Origin of the sequence: Mycobacterium sp. NS-7484 (assembly GCF_001953975.1) — a bacterium.
Taxonomy (GTDB): domain Bacteria; phylum Actinomycetota; class Actinomycetes; order Mycobacteriales; family Mycobacteriaceae; genus Mycobacterium.
Genome location: NZ_MBEJ01000028.1, coordinates 120,879 through 139,467 on the forward strand (window position 1 = coordinate 120,879; position 18,589 = coordinate 139,467).

The following is an 18,589-nucleotide window of genomic DNA, read 5'->3' on the forward strand; positions in this document are numbered from 1 at the left end:
TACGGAGACGCTGCTTGGCGGCCCGCGCCGAGGCCGGTGGGTTGCCGTCAGGCCGCCGTCATCAGGCGGTTGGCACAGGCGATCACCGCCGAGAGCGCCGACTGCACGGGATCTTCGGACACCCCGACCGCCCAGCAGCGGTGCAGGCCATCGCAGCCCTCGATGAAGGTGGCGGTCTGCCCGTCCGTCGGCAGCTGATGAAACGACGTCGTCTCGACGCTGACGCCGCAGTCGTGCAGCATCGCGGTCAACGCCGCGACGGGCCCACTGGCCGCGGTGGTCGAGGTCTCGATCGTGTCGCCGATGGCGAGTGTGGCCCGGTAGGTGCGGGCCTGCGGCCCGAGACGGCCACGCGCACGCTCTTCGGTGCAGGTGAACTGCCCGAGCCGTAGCGGCCCGGCCGACGGTGCGTACTCGCCGAGGAACTGCTCCCAGGATGTCGCCGCGCCGGCTTCGCGCAGATCACGCGGCAACGGGGTGGTGAAGTGCGCTGAGAAAGGCATCGGATCACCCGATTGCGGTGCTGGTGAAGTGGAATACATGTGCCGGTCTTCTCTTGCTCAGAGGAAGTGACCGACGAGGTAGCGAACGACCCACAGCGGGGGGTCGGTCTGATCAGACCCCGCTGCGGGTTGCTACTACGAGTCGCCTTGGCACGTTGGCGATGCTAGACGCAGCCCGTCGGGTCGCGCAAACGCTTTTGATCCGTAATCTCTTCGGGGTGGAAGCCTCATGAGTGTCGGTGAGGTCGTTCTGCTTGTCGTCGCCGGCATCGGCGGCGGTCTGACCGGCAGTATCGCCGGCCTGGCCTCGGTGGCCACCTATCCCGCGCTGCTGTTGATCGGCCTGCCGCCGGTGACGGCCAACGTCACCAACACGGTGGCGCTGGTGTTCAACGGCGTGGGTTCCGTGCTGGGGTCGCGGCCTGAGCTCGCCGGGCAGAGCGCGTGGATCAAGCGCATCGTGCCAGTCGCGGTGGCCGGCGGCGCGGTCGGCGCGGCGCTGCTGTTGTGCACACCGGCCGAGGGCTTCGAGAAGGTCGTACCGTTCCTGCTGGCGTTCGCCTCGGTGGCGATCTTGCTGCCGCGTGGCCGTCGACAAGAGACCCGGGTGGCCGACCATCGCGAGCACCGCATCAAGGTGGCCATGCAGGCCGGGGCCATCTTCGTGATCACGATCTACGGCGGGTATTTCGGTGCGGCGGCGGGAGTGCTGCTGCTGGCGCTGTTGTTGCGTACCGGTGGTGCGACGCTGGCGCACGCCAACGCCGGCAAGAACGTGATCCTCGGCGTGGCCAATTCGGTTGCCGCCGTGGCCTTCATGGTGATCGCCCCGGTGTACTGGCCAGCTGTGGTGCCGTTGGGCGTCGGCTGCCTGATCGGCTCACGCCTCGGGCCGGTGATCGTCCGCCACGCGCCGGCGACTCCGCTGCGGCTGCTGATCGGTGCGGCCGGCGTCGCACTGGCCGTCAAACTCGCGCTCGACACCTACTGACCCCCGCGAGAAGACACAAACCGGTACCTTTTCGCCCGAAAACGTACCGGTTTGCGTCTGGTCGCCGGAGCACCTGGGCCATCACCCGAAGGGGTTGTCGCCCTTGGTGACCCGAGTCCCCAGTGCCAGGAGATTCTCCGCCGAGGCGTGCAGCTGCTCCCCGGCCTCCCGGCTGGCCCGCCCGGCCAGATACCGCGACCAGGTGCCCTCGATGACGATGCCGAGCTTGAAACAGGCCAGCGCCACATACCAGTCGAGCCGGTCGGTCTGCCTACCCCCGGCCGCGCGGTATGCCTCGATCAACTCGCCGCGGTCGGCCAGTCCGCCGAGCGCTGCCAGGGCCGATCCGGCGTTGATGGGATTGGGATCGTCCGGCCAGCACACCAGCATCCAGCCCAGGTCGAGCAGCGGATCACCGATCGTGCACATCTCCCAGTCGATGAAGGCGGCCAACTCGGGAGTCGTCCGGCGCAGCAGAACGTTGTTGAGGTGGGCGTCGCCGTGCATGATCCCGGGCTCGGCATCGGCCGGGCGATTGTCTTCCAGCCATTGCGCCAGCTGCGCCACCCCGGTCAACGATTCGGGCCGATACGCGTCGTGGCGGTAACTCTCCAGCAGGCCGAGGAACTGCGGGACCTGGCGGGCCAGAAACGATCCCGGCCTGCGGATGGCGGCCAACTCGCTGTTCTCCCAGGCGACGTTGCCCAGTTCGGCGAGGCTCGCCGCGTATGACAACCCGACGCGGTGACGGAGGCCGGCATCGTCCTGGTAGGCCGGACTCACCTCGGTACCGGGGTTGAACCCGTCGACCTCCTCCATGAGGTAGAACACCACGCCGATCACATCGAGATCGGTACAGGCCGCGATGAAGCCGGGATGCGGTACGGCCGAGCCGGCCAGGGTACGCAGCACCGCGATTTCACGCAGCATGGTCTTGTCACTGGTCGGCCGAGGATGTAAAGGCGGACGCCGCAACACCATTCGGCGGCCATCGACGTTCATGCCCACGACGATGTTCTGCGTTCCACCGGTCAAAGGCGCCACGTCGGTCAGCGTCGTGCCGATCCGTTGATCCCGCAGCCATCGGCTGATCGCCTCTTGGTCGGTGGCGTTGAGCGTCGGCAGTTCCTGTACGTCCTCGGGCATGCAGTCATGGTGCCAGTTGGCCGCTCGGATCAGCGCAGGTTCGCCACCGTGAGCAAGTATTCCCACGGCATCGATGAGCCCTGACGGAACCGATCGGCCAGTGCGGCGATCTCGGCATCGAGGGCGGTGACCTTGTCAGCATCCTCGGCGATCGCCCGGTAGGCCGCGATCGTCGGACCGTAGGCGGCCTTGAAATGATCGCGGAATTCGGCGCCGTCGGCGTACGCCCCCACGTCCAGTTCCCGCCGATCACAGGTCAATCCGGCGACCCGGTCCCCCAGCAGGGTGCGGACGTAGCCCTCGTCGCCCCACAGCGGCGGCGCCGACACCCCCGGGGGCGGTGGCGGCACGTACGGCTTCATCGTGGCGAACAGTTGCCCGACGAATCCCTCTGGCGTCCAGGAGATCAGACCGATGCGTCCGCCCGGGCGGGTCACCCGGACGAGTTCGTCGGCGGCCTGCTGGTGGTGCGGGGCGAACATCACCCCGATGCACGACAGCACGACGTCGAAGGAATCGTCGGCGTAAGGCAACGCCTCGGCGTTCGCCTCGTTCCACTCCACGTTCGCCCCGGCCGCCGCGGAAAGCCGACGACCTTCTGCGACCAGTTCAGGGCACAGGTCACTGGCGGTCACCCGGGCACCGGTGACCGCGGCCGGGATGGCCGCGTTGCCGGTCCCGGCGGCGACATCCAGCACCCGGTCCCCCGGCCCGATCCCGGTGGCGTCGACCAGCACCGAGCCCAGCGGCCGCACGATGTTCGCGGCGATCTCCGCATAGTCACCCAGCGCCCACAGCGCCCGGTGTTTGGCCTCCAGGTCCCGGCCGATGCTCGCGGCGGTCATCTCGGCCTCCTTTCGCAGGTGTTATCCATCGTCATCCCGAAGACCGGTGCGGTTCCAGTTCCGGATCTGTACTGGCCTGCAGGCCCTGACAGCGGTGTACTTAGAGGACGACGCACTGTCCCGGGAGGTCCCCGCCGATGTCGACTTATGGCCAGTTCTGTCCCGTGGCCAAGGCCATGGAGTTACTCGATGAGCGCTGGACCCTGCTCGTGGTCCGGGAATTGCTGCGCGGCAGTGCCCACTTCAACGATCTGCGCCGCGGGGTGCCGAGGATGTCGCCGGCACTGCTGTCCAAGCGGCTCAAGTCATTGGCCCGCGCCGGGGTGGTCGAACGCTCCGAAACCGACGGCCGCACAAGCTATTCCCTGACCCCGTGCGGCCAGGAACTCGCCGGCGTCATCGATGCCCTGGGCTCCTGGGGCGTGCGGTGGATCGGTGAACTCGGCGAGCAGGATCTCGACCCGCACCTGCTGATGTGGGATATGCGTCGCACCATCCCGCTCGACAACTGGCCTGCCGAGCGCACCACGGTGGCGTTCATCCTCGACGGGGTGGCGCCCCGGGCGTCGAGGTGGTGGCTGGTGGTGGCCGACGGGCAGGCCGATGCCTGCGATTTCGATCCGGGTCACGAGGTGGTCGGCACGGTACAGACCAGCCTGCGCACGTTGACCGAGATCTGGCGCGGTGACGTCGGCTGGGCCCGTGCGGTACTCGACGGCCGCGTCGCGTTGTCCGGGTCGGCTGATGTCCGCCGCGCCATTCCCAGATGGCTCGGTCAGAGCACCGCGGCCACGATTCCGCGGCCGGCCTGAGCGCTCAGTCCAGGATGCGGCGGGCCACGTTGGTGGTGACAAGATCCAGGAGTTCGTCGGCACGCCCGGCCAGGATGGTGCGGATCGCGTAGAGCGAGAAGCCCTTTGCCTGTTCGACGGTGATGGCCGGTGGTATCGACAGCTCCTGCCGCGCGGTGTGCACGTCGACGATGGCCGGGCCGTCGTGGGCGAAGGCGTCGGAGAGCGCCCGTTCCAACTCCCCCGGTTCGGTGACCCGTCTGCCGAACATGCCCATGGCCTGGGCCACCGCGGCGAAATCCGGATTGACCAGATCGGTACCGAACGTGACGATGCCGGCTGCCTTCATCTCCAGCTCGACGAAGTTCAGCGACGAGTTGTTGAACACGATCAGTTTGACCGGCAAGCGGTTCTGGATCAGCGTCACCAGCTCACCGAAGAGCATGGTCAGGCCGCCGTCACCGGCCAGCGCCACCACCTGTCGATCCGGAAAGGCGGTCTGAGCACCGATCGCGTGCGGCAGCGCGTTTGCCATGGTGCCGTGGTTGAACGACCCGATCAGCCGACGTCGCCCGTTCATCGTCAGATACCGGGCCGCCCACACCACCGGAGATCCGACGTCACAGGTGAACACCGCATCGTCGGCGGACAATCGATCAGCCAGGGCAGCAACGTATTCCGGTCGGATCGGGGTGCGGTCACGGTCGTTGACGGCCAACGAGTCGAGCGTGGCGCGCGTCTTGCGGTAGTGCCGCAGAGACCGGTCGAGATGCTCGCGGTCGGTCTTGGCGCGCAGCAACGGTTGCAGTGCGGCGAGGGTGTCGGCGACGCTGCCCCGCAGGCCCAGATCGATCGGGGTGCGCCGGCCGAGGTTGCGGCCGCGGATATCAACCTGGATGACGGTGGCGCCCTCGGGATAGAACTGCTGATACGGGAAGTCGGTGCCCAGCATGAGCAGCGTGTCGGCTTCCTTGATGGCCTTGTAGCCCGACGCGAAACCCAACAGCCCCGTCATACCCACGTCGTAGGGGTTGTCGTACTCGATGAATTCCTTGCCACGCAACGCGTGAACGATCGGGGCCTGCAAAGTCGAGGCGAGTTCGATCAGCGCATCGTGGGAGCCGGCCACGCCGGCACCGCCGAGGATGGTGACGCGCTCGGCGGCGTTGAGGATGTCGGCGGCCCGGCGTACCGACTCGTCGTCGGGGCGCACGATCGATCGGGTGGGGCGCACCGGGCGCACTGTCCAGCCGTTGTCATCGGCGCGTTGCAGGAAGATCTCGCCGGGGATGACGACGACGGCCACGCCGCTCTCCTCGATCGCGGTACGCATCGCCATTTCCAGGATGCGTGGCGCCATCTCGGGCGTGCTGACCAGTTCGCAGTAGACGCTGCACTCGCGGAACAGGTCCTGCGGATGGGTTTCCTGGAAGTACTCCGACCCGATCTCGGTGCGGGGAATGTGCGCGGCGATGGCCAGCACCGGGACGCGGCTGCGCTGCGCGTCGAACAAGCCGTTGATCAAGTGCAGATTGCCGGGGCCGCAGCTGCCCGCGCACACCGCCAGTTGACCGGTCAATGCGGCGTCGGCGGCCGCGGCGAATGCCGCGGACTCCTCGTGGCGGACGTGCTGCCAGCTGATCTGATCACTGCGGCGGATGGCGTCGGTGAAACCGTTGAGACTGTCACCGGGCAGGCCGTAGACACGTCGTACCCCGCTCAGGCTCAGCAGGGAAATGACCTGGTCCGCAATGGTCGCCATCACGCCTCCCGGTAGCGAGTCCGGCGTGATCGGCGACGCGGGAGCGCCTCGATCACGCCGGAACTCACTCTACTTGGGGGCGAACCGCTGACCGGCGTCCAAACGCAGGCACTGGCCGTTGAGCATGGCGTTCTCGGCGATCGCCACGGCGAGCTTGGCGTACTCCTCGGGCTTGCCCAGCCGCTTGGGGAACGCCGCGTCCTTGGTCAGCACCGAGGCGAACTCGTCGGGAATGCCTTCGGTCAGGCCGGTGGCGAACAGGCTCGGGGCGATGGCCAGCACCCGGATGCCCAGGCTGCCCAGGTCACGTGCCATGGTCAGGCACATCCCGGCGATGGCGGCCTTGGAGGCGGTGTAGGCGACCTGGCCGATCTGCCCCTCGAACGCCGCGATCGAGGCGGTGTTGATGATGACGCCGCGCTCCTCGGCCTCGGCATCGACCGGCTCGTTTTTGCTCATGTGCCACGCCGCCAGCCGGCTGATGTTGAACGTGCCGATCAGGTTGAGGTCGATGGTGGAGCGGAACGAGTCCAGGCTGTGCGGGCCGTCCTTCTTGATGGTGCGCTCGCCGATGCCGCCACCGGCGGTGGTCACGATGATGTGCAGACCGCCCAGGGCCGCGACGGCCTCTTCCAGCACCTTCTCGGTGCCGTCGAAGTCGGTGACGTCGACGGCGAAGAACGAGCCGCCGATGGCGTCGGCCACTTCCTGGCCCTTGGATTGCGGCCGGTCCAGCACGGCCACGCTGGCGCCACGCTTGGCCAATGCCTCGGCGGTGGCGCGGCCGAAGCCCGACGCGCCACCGACGACGATCGCCTTCTTGCCTTCGATCTCCATCTAGCTTCCTTTCCAAAAATGACCGAAATCGTAAAGCAACCTATCCCATCGAGCCTTCCCGTAAGCCTTTCGGGTAACCCCCTGCCCCGCGAGCGTGCGTGTTTGTCTCCCGCCACGCCGTGCCGCAGCGACACTCAGCGCACGTTCACCACGGCCGAGCGTGCGGAGAATCCTCCGAGAGTGTCCGCGCCCCGTGGCACGCTGAGCAGGTGTTGCTTGCCGAAGTAGCCGCCGCGTCCGCCGACATTGCCGCGACGTCGGCGCGCCTGGCCAAGACCAACCGGATCGCCACGCTGCTGAGCCTGATCGCCGCCGAGGGCGACGCACGTTCGGTCGCGGTGACGGTGTCCTGGTTGTCCGGCGAACTCCCGCAACGTCAGATCGGGGTGGGCTGGGCCGGTTTACGGTCCCTTCCGGCGCCGGCGGAGCAACCCACGCTGACCGTGGATGACGTCGACGGGCGCTTCACGCGGATCGGCGCGGTCTCCGGGAAGGGGTCGCAGGCGCTACGTGCCGAGTTGGTGCGTGACCTGTTCGCCACGGCGACGGACACCGAGCAGATTTTCCTGCGCAAGCTGCTCGGTGGCGAGCTGCGTCAGGGTGCCCTGTCCGGTGTGATGGCCGACGCGGTGGCGCGCGCATCGGACATCCCCGCGGCCGAGATCCGCCGGGCTGCCATGCTCGCCGGTGATCTCTCCGCGGTCGCCGGCGCCGCCCTGATAGACGGTCGTTCTGCCTTGGCCGAATTTCAGCTGCAGGTCGGACGTCCAGTCGGTCCGATGCTTGCCCAGACCGCCACCGACGTGGCCGACGCACTCGAACGGCTCGGGGGCACAGGCATTCTGGAGGCCAAACTCGACGGTGCCCGGGTGCAGATCCACCGCGCCGGCGCGCAGGTGTCGATCTACACCCGCAGCCTCGACGATGTGACCCACCGGCTCCCCGAGGTGGTGGAGGCGACGCTGGCGTTGCCGGCCACCGATCTGATCGCCGACGCCGAGGCCATCGCACTGCGGCCGAACGGTCGCCCCCAACCGTTTCAGGTGACCGCTGCCCGGTTCGGCCGCAAGAATCCGCGGGACCTGCAGCCGTTGTCGGTGTTCGTCTTCGACCTGTTGCATGTCGACGGTCGGGATCTGCTCGATCTGCCGACCGAACAGCGGTTGGCCGAACTCGATGCGCTCGTGCCGGCTGACCAGCGCGTCGATCGCATCGTCACCTCCGATCCCGCGGCCGCACAGGAATTCCTCGACCGCACTTTGGCGGCCGGCCATGAGGGCGTGATGGCCAAAGCACCGACGGCACCGTACGAGGCCGGACGCCGCGGTGCCGGTTGGCTGAAGGTAAAGCCGGTGCACACGCTCGATCTGGTGGTGTTGGCCGTCGAGCGAGGGTCGGGCCGCCGCACCGGCAAGCTTTCCAACATTCACCTGGGCGCCAGAGATCCCGACACCGGCGGATTCGTGATGCTGGGCAAGACCTTCAAGGGCATGACCGACGCGATGCTGGACTGGCAGACCGAACGCTTCCGCGAATTGCAGGTCGATGACGACGGCTGGATGGTCACCGTCCGGCCCGAACAGGTCGTCGAGATCGCCTTTGACGGAATCCAGCGGTCCACCCGTTACCCCGGTGGGATGGCGTTGCGATTCGCTCGCGTGATCCGTTACCGCGACGACAAGGCGGCCGACGAGGCCGATACCGTCGAGACGGTGCGCGCACTGCACGAACGTGAGTGACGCTCGAATCGGGGTTTCGATGCGCACCGTTTGGCTCGATGAAAAGATCGTCACCGACGCATACGACACTGGGCGAGCGAGGAGAGAGCGTGGCAACACCGGATGCCCCACCGGCGGATCGCATCGAGGAGCACGACGGCGACGTCACCTATATCCGCACCGACAAAGACCTGCCACCGGTAGCGGTCGTCGACCGGTCCCCGATCACCGCCAAGCACAAGGCGATTTTCGCGGTCATCGCGGTGCTGGGCGCAATCGCCTGGGCGGTGATCGCCTTCTTCCGCGGCGAGACGGTCAACGCGGTGTGGTTCGTCATTGCCGCGATCTGCACCTACGTCATCGGTTTCCGGTTCTACGCCCGGCTGATCGAGATGAAGATCGTCCAGCCACGTGACGACAATGCCACTCCGGCAGAGCTTTTCGAGAACGGCACCGATTACATGCCGACCGACCGGCGGGTGCTGTTCGGCCACCACTTCGCCGCGATCGCCGGCGCGGGGCCGCTGGTCGGCCCGGTGCTGGCCATGCAGATGGGGTATCTGCCGGGCACCATCTGGATCATCGTCGGCGCCGTCCTGGCCGGCTGCGTGCAGGACTACCTGGTGTTGTCGATCTCGGTGCGCCGGCGCGGACGCTCGCTGGGACAGATGGCGCGTGACGAGCTGGGTGCAGTCGGCGGCGTGGCAGCGATCGTCGGCGTGTTGGTGATCATGGTGATCCTGCTGGCGGTGCTGGCCCTGGTCGTGGTGAACGCTCTGGCCGAGAGCCCGTGGGGCGTGTTCTCGATCGCCATGACCATCCCGATCGCCATCTTCATGGGCCTGTACCTGCGCTTCTTCCGGCCCGGCCGGGTGTCGGAGGTCTCGCTGATCGGCGTGGCGCTGCTGTTGCTGGCCGTGGTCTCCGGTGGTTGGGTGGCCGAAACGTCGTGGGGTGCAGACTGGTTCACCCTCTCGAAGGTCACGCTGTCGTGGTGCATCATCATCTACGGACTGGCCGCCTCGGTGCTGCCGGTGTGGTTCCTGCTGGCGCCGCGCGACTACCTGTCGACGTTCATGAAAGTCGGCACCATCGCGCTGTTGGCCATCGGCATCCTGATCGCCCGGCCGGTGATGGAAGCCCCGGCCATCTCCCAGTTCGCCGGTAGCGGCACCGGCCCGGTGTTCGCCGGTTCGCTGTTCCCGTTCCTGTTCATCACGATCGCCTGCGGTGCGCTGTCGGGCTTTCACGCGCTGATCTCCTCGGGCACCACACCCAAGCTGCTGGAGAAGGAAAGCCAGATGCGGCTGATCGGCTACGGCGGCATGCTCACCGAGTCCTTCGTCGCGATCATGGCCCTGATCACCGCGGCAATCCTCAACCAGCATCTCTACTTTGCGATCAATGCGCCCACGGCCGCCACCGGCACCACCGCGCAGACCGCCGCCGATTACGTCAACGGCCTTGGCCTGTCCGGTGATCCGATCACCGCCCAGGAGATCACCGCGGCCGCCGACGGGGTCGGTGAGCAGTCGATCGTGTCGCGTACCGGCGGCGCACCCACATTGGCGTTCGGCATGTCCGAGGTGCTGCACCAGGTGTTCGGCGGCGCGAGTCTCAAGGCGTTCTGGTACCACTTCGCGATCATGTTCGAGGCGTTGTTCATCCTCACCACCGTCGACGCCGGCACCCGGGTGGCCCGGTTCATGTTGTCCGACGGGCTGGGCAATTTCGGCGGGCCGCTGAAGAAGCTGCGCAATCCGAGCTGGCGGGTGGGCGCCTGGGCCTGCTCGATCATCGTGGTCGCCGCGTGGGGCTCCATCCTGCTGATGGGCGTGACCGACCCGCTGGGCGGCATCAACACCCTGTTCCCGCTGTTCGGTATCGCCAACCAACTGCTGGCGGCGATCGCGCTGACGGTGGTCACGGTCGTGGTGATCAAACGCGGACTGGTGAAGTGGGCGTGGATTCCCGGGATTCCGCTGCTGTGGGATCTGGTGGTGACGATGACGGCATCGTGGCAGAAGATCTTCTCAGCCGATCCGAAAGTCGGTTATTGGAAGCAGCATTCGCAGTACGTCGCCGCCAGCGAGGCCGGGCAGTCGTCGTTCGGGGCAGCCAAGAACCCCGACCAGATCGATGCCGTCATCCGTAACACGTTCATCCAGGGCACCCTGTCGATCGTGTTCGCGGTGCTGGTGCTGATCGTGTTCATCGCGGGTGTGGTGGTGGCCCTGCGCGCACTGCGGGGAAGCGGACGCGCCTTGGCCGTCGACGAGGAGGTGCCGTCGCGCATCTTCGCCCCGTCGGGCCTGATCGCCACATCGGTCGAGAAGGAGGTGCAGAAACAGTGGGACGCCTTGCCCGAAGCACACGCCAGGCCGCACGCCACATCGGCTGGTACTGGTCAACCTTGATGGGCGACAACCACTATCGGCGCTACGTCGCGCACCGCGCACGCACTCACCCGGGCGAGCCGGTGTTGTCCGAGCGCGACTACTGGAAGATGCGCCATCGCAACACGGAGGCCAATCCGGGCGCCCGCTGCTGCTGAGCGGACAGGCGTCAGTCTGTCCAGAGCGGCCTGAACGAGCAGGTCCAGCAGCTACCATCCGGTGGAGACGCAACACCCGGGGGCCCACTGTCATGGTCCAACTTCATGTCGAGCGCACTATCGCCGCTTCGCCGGACCGAGTTTTCCGCTGGCTGGCCGATCCGGCCAACTTCACGACGCCTTTGGCCTCTTCGATCGGATTCACGGCAGGTTATGTCGGCGGTTCGCCCCCTGCGGTAGGCGCAGTACGCGAAGTCAACGGGTTCGGCAATGCCTGGTTTCGCGAGGTGATCACGGCGTACAACCCTCCGCGAGGCTACTCCTACCGGGTCGTTCGCGCGTTTCCCACCGTCGACCATCGTGGGGCCACAATGACATTCACGGCCGTGGCCGAGGGCACTCACGTTGAGTGGGAGTCTTGCTTCACCTATCCGGTTCGCGTGGGCGGCAAGCTGATGGATGCAGTCAGTTCTCGGCTCGTCCGTCGCAGCTTCCTCGCCATCCTCGGCCGATGTGCGGAGGCCCTGGAAAGGTAGTTCAACCTCGGGTCAATCCGGCGAGATCGAGCATATACTGTGAGCCATACGGTAAGGCAGTCGTGAATGGAGCGCGCCCGTGAACAAAGACGACATGATCCTGATCAGCGTGGACGATCACATCGTCGAACCACCTGACATGTTCAAGAACCATCTGCCCAAGAAGTACGCCGACGAGGCACCCCGCCTGGTGCACAACCCCGACGGCAGCGACACCTGGCAGTTCCGCGATATCGTCATCCCCAATGTTGCGCTCAACGCCGTGGCCGGCCGCCCCAAGGAGGAGTACGGCCTGGAACCGCAGGGCCTCGACGAGATCCGCAAGGGCTGCTACAACGTCGACGAGCGCGTCAAGGACATGAACGCCGGCGGCATCCTGGGCTCGATCTGCTTCCCGTCCTTCCCCGGATTCGCCGGGCGCCTGTTCGCCACCGAAGACCCGGAGTTTTCGTTGGCTCTGGTCCAGGCCTACAACGACTGGCACATCGACGAGTGGTGCGGCGCGTACCCGGCCCGCTTCATTCCGATGGCGCTGCCGGTGATCTGGGATGCTGAAGCCTGCGCCGCCGAGGTACGTCGGGTGTCCAAGAAGGGTGTACACGCCCTGACGTTCACCGAGAACCCGGCCGCCATGGGTTACCCCAGCTTCCACGACGACTACTGGACGCCGCTGTGGAAGGCGTTGTGCGACACCGACACCGTGCTCAACGTGCACATCGGATCGTCGGGCAAGCTGGCCATCACCGCCCCCGACGCGCCGCTGGACGTGATGATCACCCTGCAGCCGATGAACATCGTGCAGGCCGCCGCAGACCTGTTGTGGTCCAAGCCGATCAAGGACTATCCGGACCTGAAGATCGGGCTGTCCGAAGGCGGCACCGGTTGGATCCCGTACTTCCTGGAGCGCGTCGACCGTACATACGAGATGCACTCGACGTGGACCAAGCAGAACTTCGGCGGCAAGCTGCCCAGCGAGGTGTTCCGCGACCACTTCCTGACCTGCTTCATCTCCGATCCGGTCGGCGTGGCCCTGCGAGACAAGATCGGTATCGACAACATCTGCTGGGAGGCCGACTACCCGCACAGCGACTCGATGTGGCCGGGCGCCCCCGAGGAGCTGTGGGAGGTGCTGACCGAGAACAACGTGCCCGACGCGGACATCAACAAGATGACGCACGAGAACGCCATGCGCTGGTACTCGTTCGACCCGTTCACCCATATCTCACGCGAGCAGGCTACCGTCGGCGCGCTACGTAAAGCCGCTGAGGGCCACGATGTTTCGATCCAGGCGCTGAGCCACCACGAACAGGGCACCCGCGGCGACGCCCTGCATGCGGCGGCCCGCGGAAACTCCGGTTCCGAGTAGTCCCTTTCCCTGCCGAGCAGACATAAACCCGTACCTTCTCCGCCGAAAAGGTACGGGTTTATGTCTGTTGGCGGGGCTATCTGAGCGAGTACCGCACCGGCAGGTGCTTGAGACCGCCGACGAACGTTGTGGCCATGTGCTGCGGTTCGCCGGCGAGTTCTGCCGAGCGCAACCGCGGTAGCAGCTCGGAGAAGAAACTGTTGATCTCCAACCGGGCCAGCGCAGCGCCGAGACAGAAATGCACACCGTAGCCGAACGCGATGTGTCTGTTGGGATCTCGCCCGACGTCGAAGCGGAACGGGTCGACGAAGACGTCCTCGTCGCGGTTGCCCGAAACATACGACAGCAGCACCGACTCGCCCTTCGCAATACGTACACCGCGAATCTCGTAGTCCTGCTGCGCGGTGCGCATGAACTCCTTGACCGGTGTCGTCCACCGGACCATCTCCTCGACCGCCAGCGGCATCAGGCTCATGTCGTTCTGCAGTCGGGCCAGCTGGTCGGGGTTTTGCAGCAGCGCGTGCATGCCACCCGAAATGCTGGCACTGCTGGTGTCGTGGCCGGCGGCGGCGATGATCGCGTAGTAGGAGACCGTGTCGATATCGGACAGCGGCTCCCCGTTCAAGGTGGCGTTGGCGATCGTCGAGGCCAGGTCGTCGGTCGGATTCGCCCGACGTGAGGCAGTCAATTCGGTGAAATACTGGAACATCTCGAGCAGTGCCATGCCCTGCTCTTCCATACTGGCGCCGCGCTTGAATTCGTCATCGTCGCTGCCGAACAGCTCCTGGGTGAGCTTGAGCATGAACGCAAAATCGGACTCGGGCACACCCAGCAGCGTCATGATCATATAGAGCGGATAGTTCACGGCGACCTGCTGCACGAAGTCGCATTCCGGCCCTTCATCGACCATCCGGTCGACGAATCGTTTGGCGAGTTCGTCAGCGCGATCCTTCAACGCGCGCATGGCCTTTGGCCGAAACCAGTTGGCTCCGATCGCCCGCAGATCGCGGTGCAGCGGGTCGTCGGTGTGGATCAACGTCCGGATGCCGATCGCGGCCTGCTGCTCGTCGGCCTCACGGGTGACCAGCACCGGGCGCGGCGAGTTGGTGAAGATGTCGTTGGCGCGCTCGATCTCCATGATGTCGGCGTGCTTGGTGATCGCCCAGAACGGCGCGTAGTCCGGCACGTCGACCCAGGACACCGGCGCGTTCGCGCGCAGGTGGGTCAGGGCCTGGTGGAATGTCACCTCATCGGTGTACGCCGACGGATCAGCGAACATCTTGGCGACATCGTCGACGGCGCGGACGGTCATACGTTGCTCCTCACTGGCGGGCACTCGCGAAACTCCTGCAGCACCGCGTTGACGGTTTCCGGGGATACAGCGGCGGGAAAGCCGGGCAGCACGCGGTCGATGACGCCGTCACAGCGGCGCCGCAACGCCGCGGCCAATTCGGGGATCGGGGCCACGACGGCGAAGGCGCCCAGCACCTCGTCATCGATGAGTTCGCCCATCGCGTCCCACTCGCCGGCCAGCGACAGCCGGTGCAGTTCGGTGTGCAGATCTCCCCAGCCGTGCAGGTCGAGAACTTTGCGGTAGGCGGGTGTCGACCCGTAGAAGGCAAGCTGCTTGCGGGTCGCGACCGACGCCGCGGCCATCTCCTGCTCGTCGGCTCCGGTCACCAGGAACACCGGGCAGGACAGCTCGAAGTCACCACGGTCGCGTCCGCTGCGGTCCATCCCGCGCTGCAGCGCGACGGTGGTCACCTCGTCCAGGTAGCGGCGGGTGGTGAAGGCATGCGCAAGGAGTCCGTCGGCCACCTCACCGCACGCCTCGGTCATCAACTCACCGACCGCGGCCAGGAAGATCTTCGGGAACGGCAGCGCCGACGGTTCCGGGGTGAACATCGGCGTCATGATCTTATGGGTGTAGAACTCTCCCTCGAACCGAAGTTTGGTGCCGTCGCGCCAGCATTCCCAAATCGCCTGCAGCGCTTCGATGTATTCACGCATGCGGCGCGCCGGGTGACTCCACGGCATGCTGAACCGCTTTTCGATGTGCGGTTGGATCTGAGTGCCCAACCCGAGGATGAAACGTCCGCCGGAGTACGTCTGCAGGTCCCAGCCCAGTTGTGCCATCGTCATCGGATTGCGCGCGAAAGCCACGGCGATGCTGGTGCCGATTTGCATCCGCCGGGTGTGCTCGGCCGCCAACGTCAACGGCAGGAACGGGTCGTGGTTGATCTCGCCGGTCCAGCAGCCGTCGTAACCCTGCGCCTCCAACTCACGGGCGAGTTCTGGGACCTCGGCAAGTCGGCTCGGGATACCGCGGTCGATCTTCACAGCGCGAGCCGCCGAGTCGCTCATCGGTGCCGCATTCCTTTGCCAGTTGGTTCGATCATGTGCCATCCGACCACCTGATCGACGCTACAGTAAGCAATTCAGTATGGTCAACGGCGGTAGGCTGAGCCCCCAGGGCACTGCACGACGAGTGAGGACAGCGATGACGAACGATCCGGAGTGGAAGGAAACCCTCGAGGACCTTGCCCGGCGACGTGCGCACACCTATGGGATGGGCGGGCAGGAGAGGGTGGCCAAGCACCACGGCAAGGGAAAACTCGACGCCCGAGCCCGGATTGCGAGACTGCTCGACCCAGACACCTTCCAGGAGTTCGGCACGCTGGTCGGCGGGGACATCGCCGCCGACGGTCTCGTCGCCGGCGCCGGCCGCATCGAAGGCACCCCGGTGATGGTGGGCGCCGAGGATTTCACCACCCTGGCCGGCAGCATCGGCCCAGGCGGCAACGCCAAGCGCTACCGGCTCGCCGAATTGGCCCTGCGTAACAAGATTCCGTTGGTGATGTTGTTGGAGGGGGCGGGTTTTCGCCCGAGTGGAGAACACTACGGGCGCACGCCCACCGACCTGATCGCGCAGGCGAAATGCTCAGGGAAGGTGCCGACGATCTCGGCCATCCTCGGCCCGTCGGCCGGCCACGGCGCGCTGGTCGCCCCGGTGTGCGACTTCACGATCATGAGCCGTCAGGGCGCCATCTTCACCGCGGGCCCGCCCGTCGTGAAAGAGTCCACCGGAGAAGACATCTCAAAGGAGGATCTGGGCGGCCCCGACGTGGCGCTGACGAGCGGCGTGATCCACAACTACGGCGACGACGACGAAACCGTCATCGACGACATCCGGCGGTACCTGTCCTATTTCCCGTCGAGCGCCTGGTCGTATCCCCCGACCCGGCTTGCCGACGACACGGCCGATCCCAGACTCACCCCCGAGATCCTCGACATCGTGTCGCGTGACAACCGTCAGATCTACGACATGCGCACGGTGCTCGACGAAATCTTCGACCGGCCCGACTGGTTCGAGGTGCAGCCCAAGTTCGGTCGCGCCATCATCTGTGCCCTGGCCCATCTCGGCGGCTATCCGGTTGCGGTGGTGGCCAATCAGCCACAGGTGATGGCCGGCTCCATCGATGCCGACGCCGCCGACAAGGCCGCACACTTCATCTCCGTGGCCGACTCGTTCCACCTGCCGCTGATCTTCCTGGCCGACAACCCCGGCATGCTGCCGGGCAGCCAGTCCGAGCGATCCGGTGTGTTGCGCAGTGGGGCACGGATGTTCGCCGCGCAAACGGCCGCGACCACGCTCAAGCTGCATGTGACGCTGCGTAAGGCATTCGGGTTCGGGTCGATGGTGATGTCACTGTTGGGGTTCGACGACCAGGTGGCCACGTTCGCCTATCCCGGCGCGACCATGGGCGCCATGGGAGCGGCCGCGCTCAGCGCCGCCACCCACGCCGGCGAGGACTACACCGAGGTGCTCAAGCGCATGGAGCTGGAGGCGTCGTTCCGGTCCGCGGGCCACCTCGGGTTCGACGAGCTCATCTCCCCCGAGGAGACCCGCAACGCGCTGCTGGTCACGCTGCAGCACGGAATCTTCAGCCGCCAAGCGGTGGCCGAGCCGGTGTCCCGCTCCCTGATCATGCCGTAACCCCGGCACCGAACCACTTGGCCAGGTGCGCAGTCAGGTCCGCCTGATCATCCCCGATCCAGGCCACGTGCCCGTCGGGGCGCAGCAGCACCGCCGGGGCATCCAGTTCGTCGCTCTGATCGACGACGTGGTCGACGAGGTCGGCCCATCCGGCCGCCGACAGGTGCCCGGTCTGATCGAGCAACAGTCCGCGACCGGCATGCATCAACGCATAGAGCCGTCCGCGGCCCAGCCTGATGTCGCGCAGCCGACGCCCGAGGAGCTCGGGCCCGTCACCGAAGTCGTAGCGGATGCCGATCGCGATGATCTTCTCGGTCAAACGTCGGCTCACTTCCGGGACGTCCATCAGCTCGGCCATCAGCCGGCGCACGGCCTGGGCGCCGGGCTCGAGGGACATCAGTGCCATCTGTGCGCGGGTGTTGTCCAGCACGTCGGCCGCGACCGGGCGGCGTTCGGACTCATAAGTGTCCAGCAGCCCTTCCGGCGCCCAACCGTTCACCACGGCAGCCAGTTTCCAGCCCAGGTTGAATGCGTCCTGGATACCGAGGTTGAGCCCCTGCCCACCGGTCGGGGGATGGATATGGGCGGCATCACCGGCCAACAGCACTCGGCCACTGCGGTAGCGCTGCGCCAGTCGCGTGCCGTCCCCGAACCGGGACAGCCAGCGCGGGGAATGCACTCCGAAGTCGGTGCCCGCCGTTTTTACCAGCTGTTGTCTGAACTCGTCCAGAGTGGGTGCGGTGGCACGGTTTTCGGCCACCCCGTCGGCCGGCACGATGACTCGGTATCTCCCGTCACCGAGCGGCATGGAGCCGAAACGCAATTGGGTCTTGCGCACCTCGGCCGTCACGGCGTCGAGCGTGTCGACCGGCACATCCAGCTCCACCTCGCCGAGCAGCGTCTCGACCTGCGATGGCTCGCCGGGAAAGTCGATGCCCGCCAGTCTGCGCACGGTGCTGCGGCCACCGTCGCAGCCCACCAGATAGCCAGCCTGCACGGTGGAACCGTCGGCCAGCTCGACCGTCACCCCGTCACTGTCCTGACCGAGACCGACCACTTCGGCCCCGCGCCGGATCTCGGCACCGCAATCTTCGGCGTGCTCGATGAGCAACTGCTCGATGATCGGTTGCGGAATACCGAGCACGTACGCGTGCGCGGTGTCCAAGCCTTTCGGCTGCGGTTTGGGGATGCCGGCGAAGAACCCGCCGACCGGGTGTTGCTCTCCGCGCTCGAGAAACCGGCCCAGCAGGCCGCGCTGATCCATCACCTCGATACTTCGGGCGTGCAATCCCAGCGCCCGGACCACCTGTGTCGGCTCGTTCTCCTTCTCCAGCACGAGTACGCGCACACCCTGCAGTCGTAGCTCCGCGGCGAGCATCAACCCTGTGGGCCCGGCACCGGCGATGATCACGTCGATCATGAAACCCCCTGTCATCTGGGCCTATTGGCGTCAGACAGGAGATTGTGACGCATACCCCGGGCCTTGCCACAAGACCCCGGGTGCGCTATATGTTGAAAGTGGCAGGGAGCGGACGGCGCCCCT

At 66.3% G+C, this 18,589-nt stretch carries 16 protein-coding genes; 8 read left to right on the top strand and 8 right to left on the bottom strand.

Annotated features, from left to right (window positions below):
- Positions 1-47 precede the first annotated feature (47 nt).
- Positions 48-503 carry an alpha-isopropylmalate synthase regulatory domain-containing protein gene (locus A5733_RS06640; protein ID WP_231965751.1) on the bottom strand — a complete coding sequence of 152 codons (456 nt, stop codon included), beginning with the start codon at positions 501-503 and terminating at the stop codon, positions 48-50.
- Between the two features lie 229 nt (positions 504-732).
- Between A5733_RS06640 and A5733_RS06645 the strand changes: the two genes are divergently transcribed.
- A complete protein-coding gene (locus tag A5733_RS06645) occupies positions 733-1,494 on the top strand; it encodes a sulfite exporter TauE/SafE family protein (RefSeq protein WP_076239535.1) in 762 nt (253 codons plus the stop codon).
- 81 nt (positions 1,495-1,575) lie between these two features.
- Here A5733_RS06645 and A5733_RS06650 read toward each other — a convergent pair whose 3' ends face one another.
- A complete protein-coding gene (locus A5733_RS06650) occupies positions 1,576-2,640 on the bottom strand; it encodes a phosphotransferase family protein (RefSeq protein ID WP_067771382.1) in 1,065 nt (354 codons plus the stop codon).
- Between the two features lie 29 nt (positions 2,641-2,669).
- Entirely contained in the window at positions 2,670-3,485 is an 816-nt protein-coding gene (locus A5733_RS06655) for a class I SAM-dependent methyltransferase (RefSeq protein WP_076239536.1), read from the bottom strand.
- A gap of 137 nt (positions 3,486-3,622) precedes the next feature.
- Here A5733_RS06655 and A5733_RS06660 point away from each other — a divergent pair, with 137 nt between their 5' ends.
- Positions 3,623-4,297, top strand: coding sequence for a helix-turn-helix domain-containing protein (locus A5733_RS06660; protein WP_076239537.1), 675 nt, complete (start codon positions 3,623-3,625; stop codon positions 4,295-4,297).
- A 4-nt stretch (positions 4,298-4,301) separates the two neighbouring features.
- Here the strand turns inward: A5733_RS06660 and poxB are convergent, their stop codons facing one another.
- Positions 4,302-6,038 (bottom strand): ubiquinone-dependent pyruvate dehydrogenase, encoded by a 1,737-nt coding sequence (gene poxB / locus A5733_RS06665; protein ID WP_076239538.1) that lies wholly within the window; start codon positions 6,036-6,038, stop codon positions 4,302-4,304.
- Between the two features lie 69 nt (positions 6,039-6,107).
- Positions 6,108-6,875, bottom strand: a complete 768-nt coding sequence (locus A5733_RS06670; protein ID WP_076239539.1) for an SDR family NAD(P)-dependent oxidoreductase — start codon at positions 6,873-6,875, stop codon at positions 6,108-6,110.
- Positions 6,876-7,084: 209 nt separating this feature from the next.
- Between A5733_RS06670 and A5733_RS06675 the strand changes: the two genes are divergently transcribed.
- From A5733_RS06675 to A5733_RS06695, 5 genes are all read left to right on the top strand, one after another.
- Entirely contained in the window at positions 7,085-8,614 is a 1,530-nt protein-coding gene (locus A5733_RS06675; RefSeq protein WP_076239540.1) for an ATP-dependent DNA ligase, read from the top strand.
- An 89-nt stretch (positions 8,615-8,703) separates the two neighbouring features.
- A complete protein-coding gene (locus tag A5733_RS06680; protein ID WP_076239541.1) occupies positions 8,704-11,010 on the top strand; it encodes a carbon starvation CstA family protein in 2,307 nt (768 codons plus the stop codon).
- Entirely contained in the window at positions 10,944-11,147 is a 204-nt protein-coding gene (locus A5733_RS06685; protein WP_076239542.1) for a YbdD/YjiX family protein, read from the top strand. Before A5733_RS06680 ends, A5733_RS06685 begins: the two co-directional genes overlap by 67 nt.
- 92 nt (positions 11,148-11,239) lie before the next feature.
- Positions 11,240-11,683, top strand: coding sequence for an SRPBCC family protein (locus A5733_RS06690; RefSeq protein ID WP_076239543.1), 444 nt, complete (start codon positions 11,240-11,242; stop codon positions 11,681-11,683).
- A gap of 79 nt (positions 11,684-11,762) precedes the next feature.
- Positions 11,763-13,049, top strand: coding sequence for an amidohydrolase family protein (locus A5733_RS06695; protein WP_076239544.1), 1,287 nt, complete (start codon positions 11,763-11,765; stop codon positions 13,047-13,049).
- A gap of 76 nt (positions 13,050-13,125) precedes the next feature.
- Here the strand turns inward: A5733_RS06695 and A5733_RS06700 are convergent, their stop codons facing one another.
- On the bottom strand, positions 13,126-14,361 hold the full coding sequence (locus A5733_RS06700) for a cytochrome P450 (RefSeq protein WP_076239545.1): 1,236 nt from the start codon (positions 14,359-14,361) through the stop codon (positions 13,126-13,128).
- The gene (locus tag A5733_RS06705; protein WP_076239546.1) at positions 14,358-15,413 is read right to left on the bottom strand and encodes an LLM class F420-dependent oxidoreductase; all 1,056 of its coding nucleotides are present in this window, start codon (positions 15,411-15,413) and stop codon (positions 14,358-14,360) included. The genes A5733_RS06700 and A5733_RS06705 overlap by 4 nt, the downstream gene beginning before the upstream one ends.
- A gap of 136 nt (positions 15,414-15,549) precedes the next feature.
- Here A5733_RS06705 and A5733_RS06710 point away from each other — a divergent pair, with 136 nt between their 5' ends.
- Complete coding sequence (locus A5733_RS06710; RefSeq protein WP_076239547.1) at positions 15,550-17,046, top strand: acyl-CoA carboxylase subunit beta; 1,497 nt, start codon at positions 15,550-15,552, stop codon at positions 17,044-17,046.
- Here the strand turns inward: A5733_RS06710 and rox are convergent.
- Positions 17,036-18,466: a rifampin monooxygenase gene (rox, locus tag A5733_RS06715; protein WP_076239548.1), complete on the bottom strand. Its 1,431-nt coding sequence runs from the start codon at positions 18,464-18,466 to the stop codon at positions 17,036-17,038. The genes A5733_RS06710 and rox overlap by 11 nt on opposite strands.
- Positions 18,467-18,589 lie beyond the last annotated feature (123 nt).

Coding starts and splice junctions, on each gene's coding strand:
- A5733_RS06650 (WP_067771382.1), bottom strand. CDS start 2,640: ATGCCCGAGGACGTACAGGAACTGCCGACGCTCAACGCCACCGACCAA.
- A5733_RS06645 (WP_076239535.1), top strand. CDS start 733: ATGAGTGTCGGTGAGGTCGTTCTGCTTGTCGTCGCCGGCATCGGCGGC.
- A5733_RS06690 (WP_076239543.1), top strand. CDS start 11,240: ATGGTCCAACTTCATGTCGAGCGCACTATCGCCGCTTCGCCGGACCGA.
- A5733_RS06640 (WP_231965751.1), bottom strand. CDS start 503: ATGCCTTTCTCAGCGCACTTCACCACCCCGTTGCCGCGTGATCTGCGC.
- A5733_RS06660 (WP_076239537.1), top strand. CDS start 3,623: ATGTCGACTTATGGCCAGTTCTGTCCCGTGGCCAAGGCCATGGAGTTA.
- rox (WP_076239548.1), bottom strand. CDS start 18,466: ATGATCGACGTGATCATCGCCGGTGCCGGGCCCACAGGGTTGATGCTC.
- poxB (WP_076239538.1), bottom strand. CDS start 6,038: ATGGCGACCATTGCGGACCAGGTCATTTCCCTGCTGAGCCTGAGCGGG.
- A5733_RS06710 (WP_076239547.1), top strand. CDS start 15,550: ATGACGAACGATCCGGAGTGGAAGGAAACCCTCGAGGACCTTGCCCGG.
- A5733_RS06700 (WP_076239545.1), bottom strand. CDS start 14,361: ATGACCGTCCGCGCCGTCGACGATGTCGCCAAGATGTTCGCTGATCCG.
- A5733_RS06655 (WP_076239536.1), bottom strand. CDS start 3,485: ATGACCGCCGCGAGCATCGGCCGGGACCTGGAGGCCAAACACCGGGCG.
- A5733_RS06670 (WP_076239539.1), bottom strand. CDS start 6,875: ATGGAGATCGAAGGCAAGAAGGCGATCGTCGTCGGTGGCGCGTCGGGC.
- A5733_RS06705 (WP_076239546.1), bottom strand. CDS start 15,413: ATGAGCGACTCGGCGGCTCGCGCTGTGAAGATCGACCGCGGTATCCCG.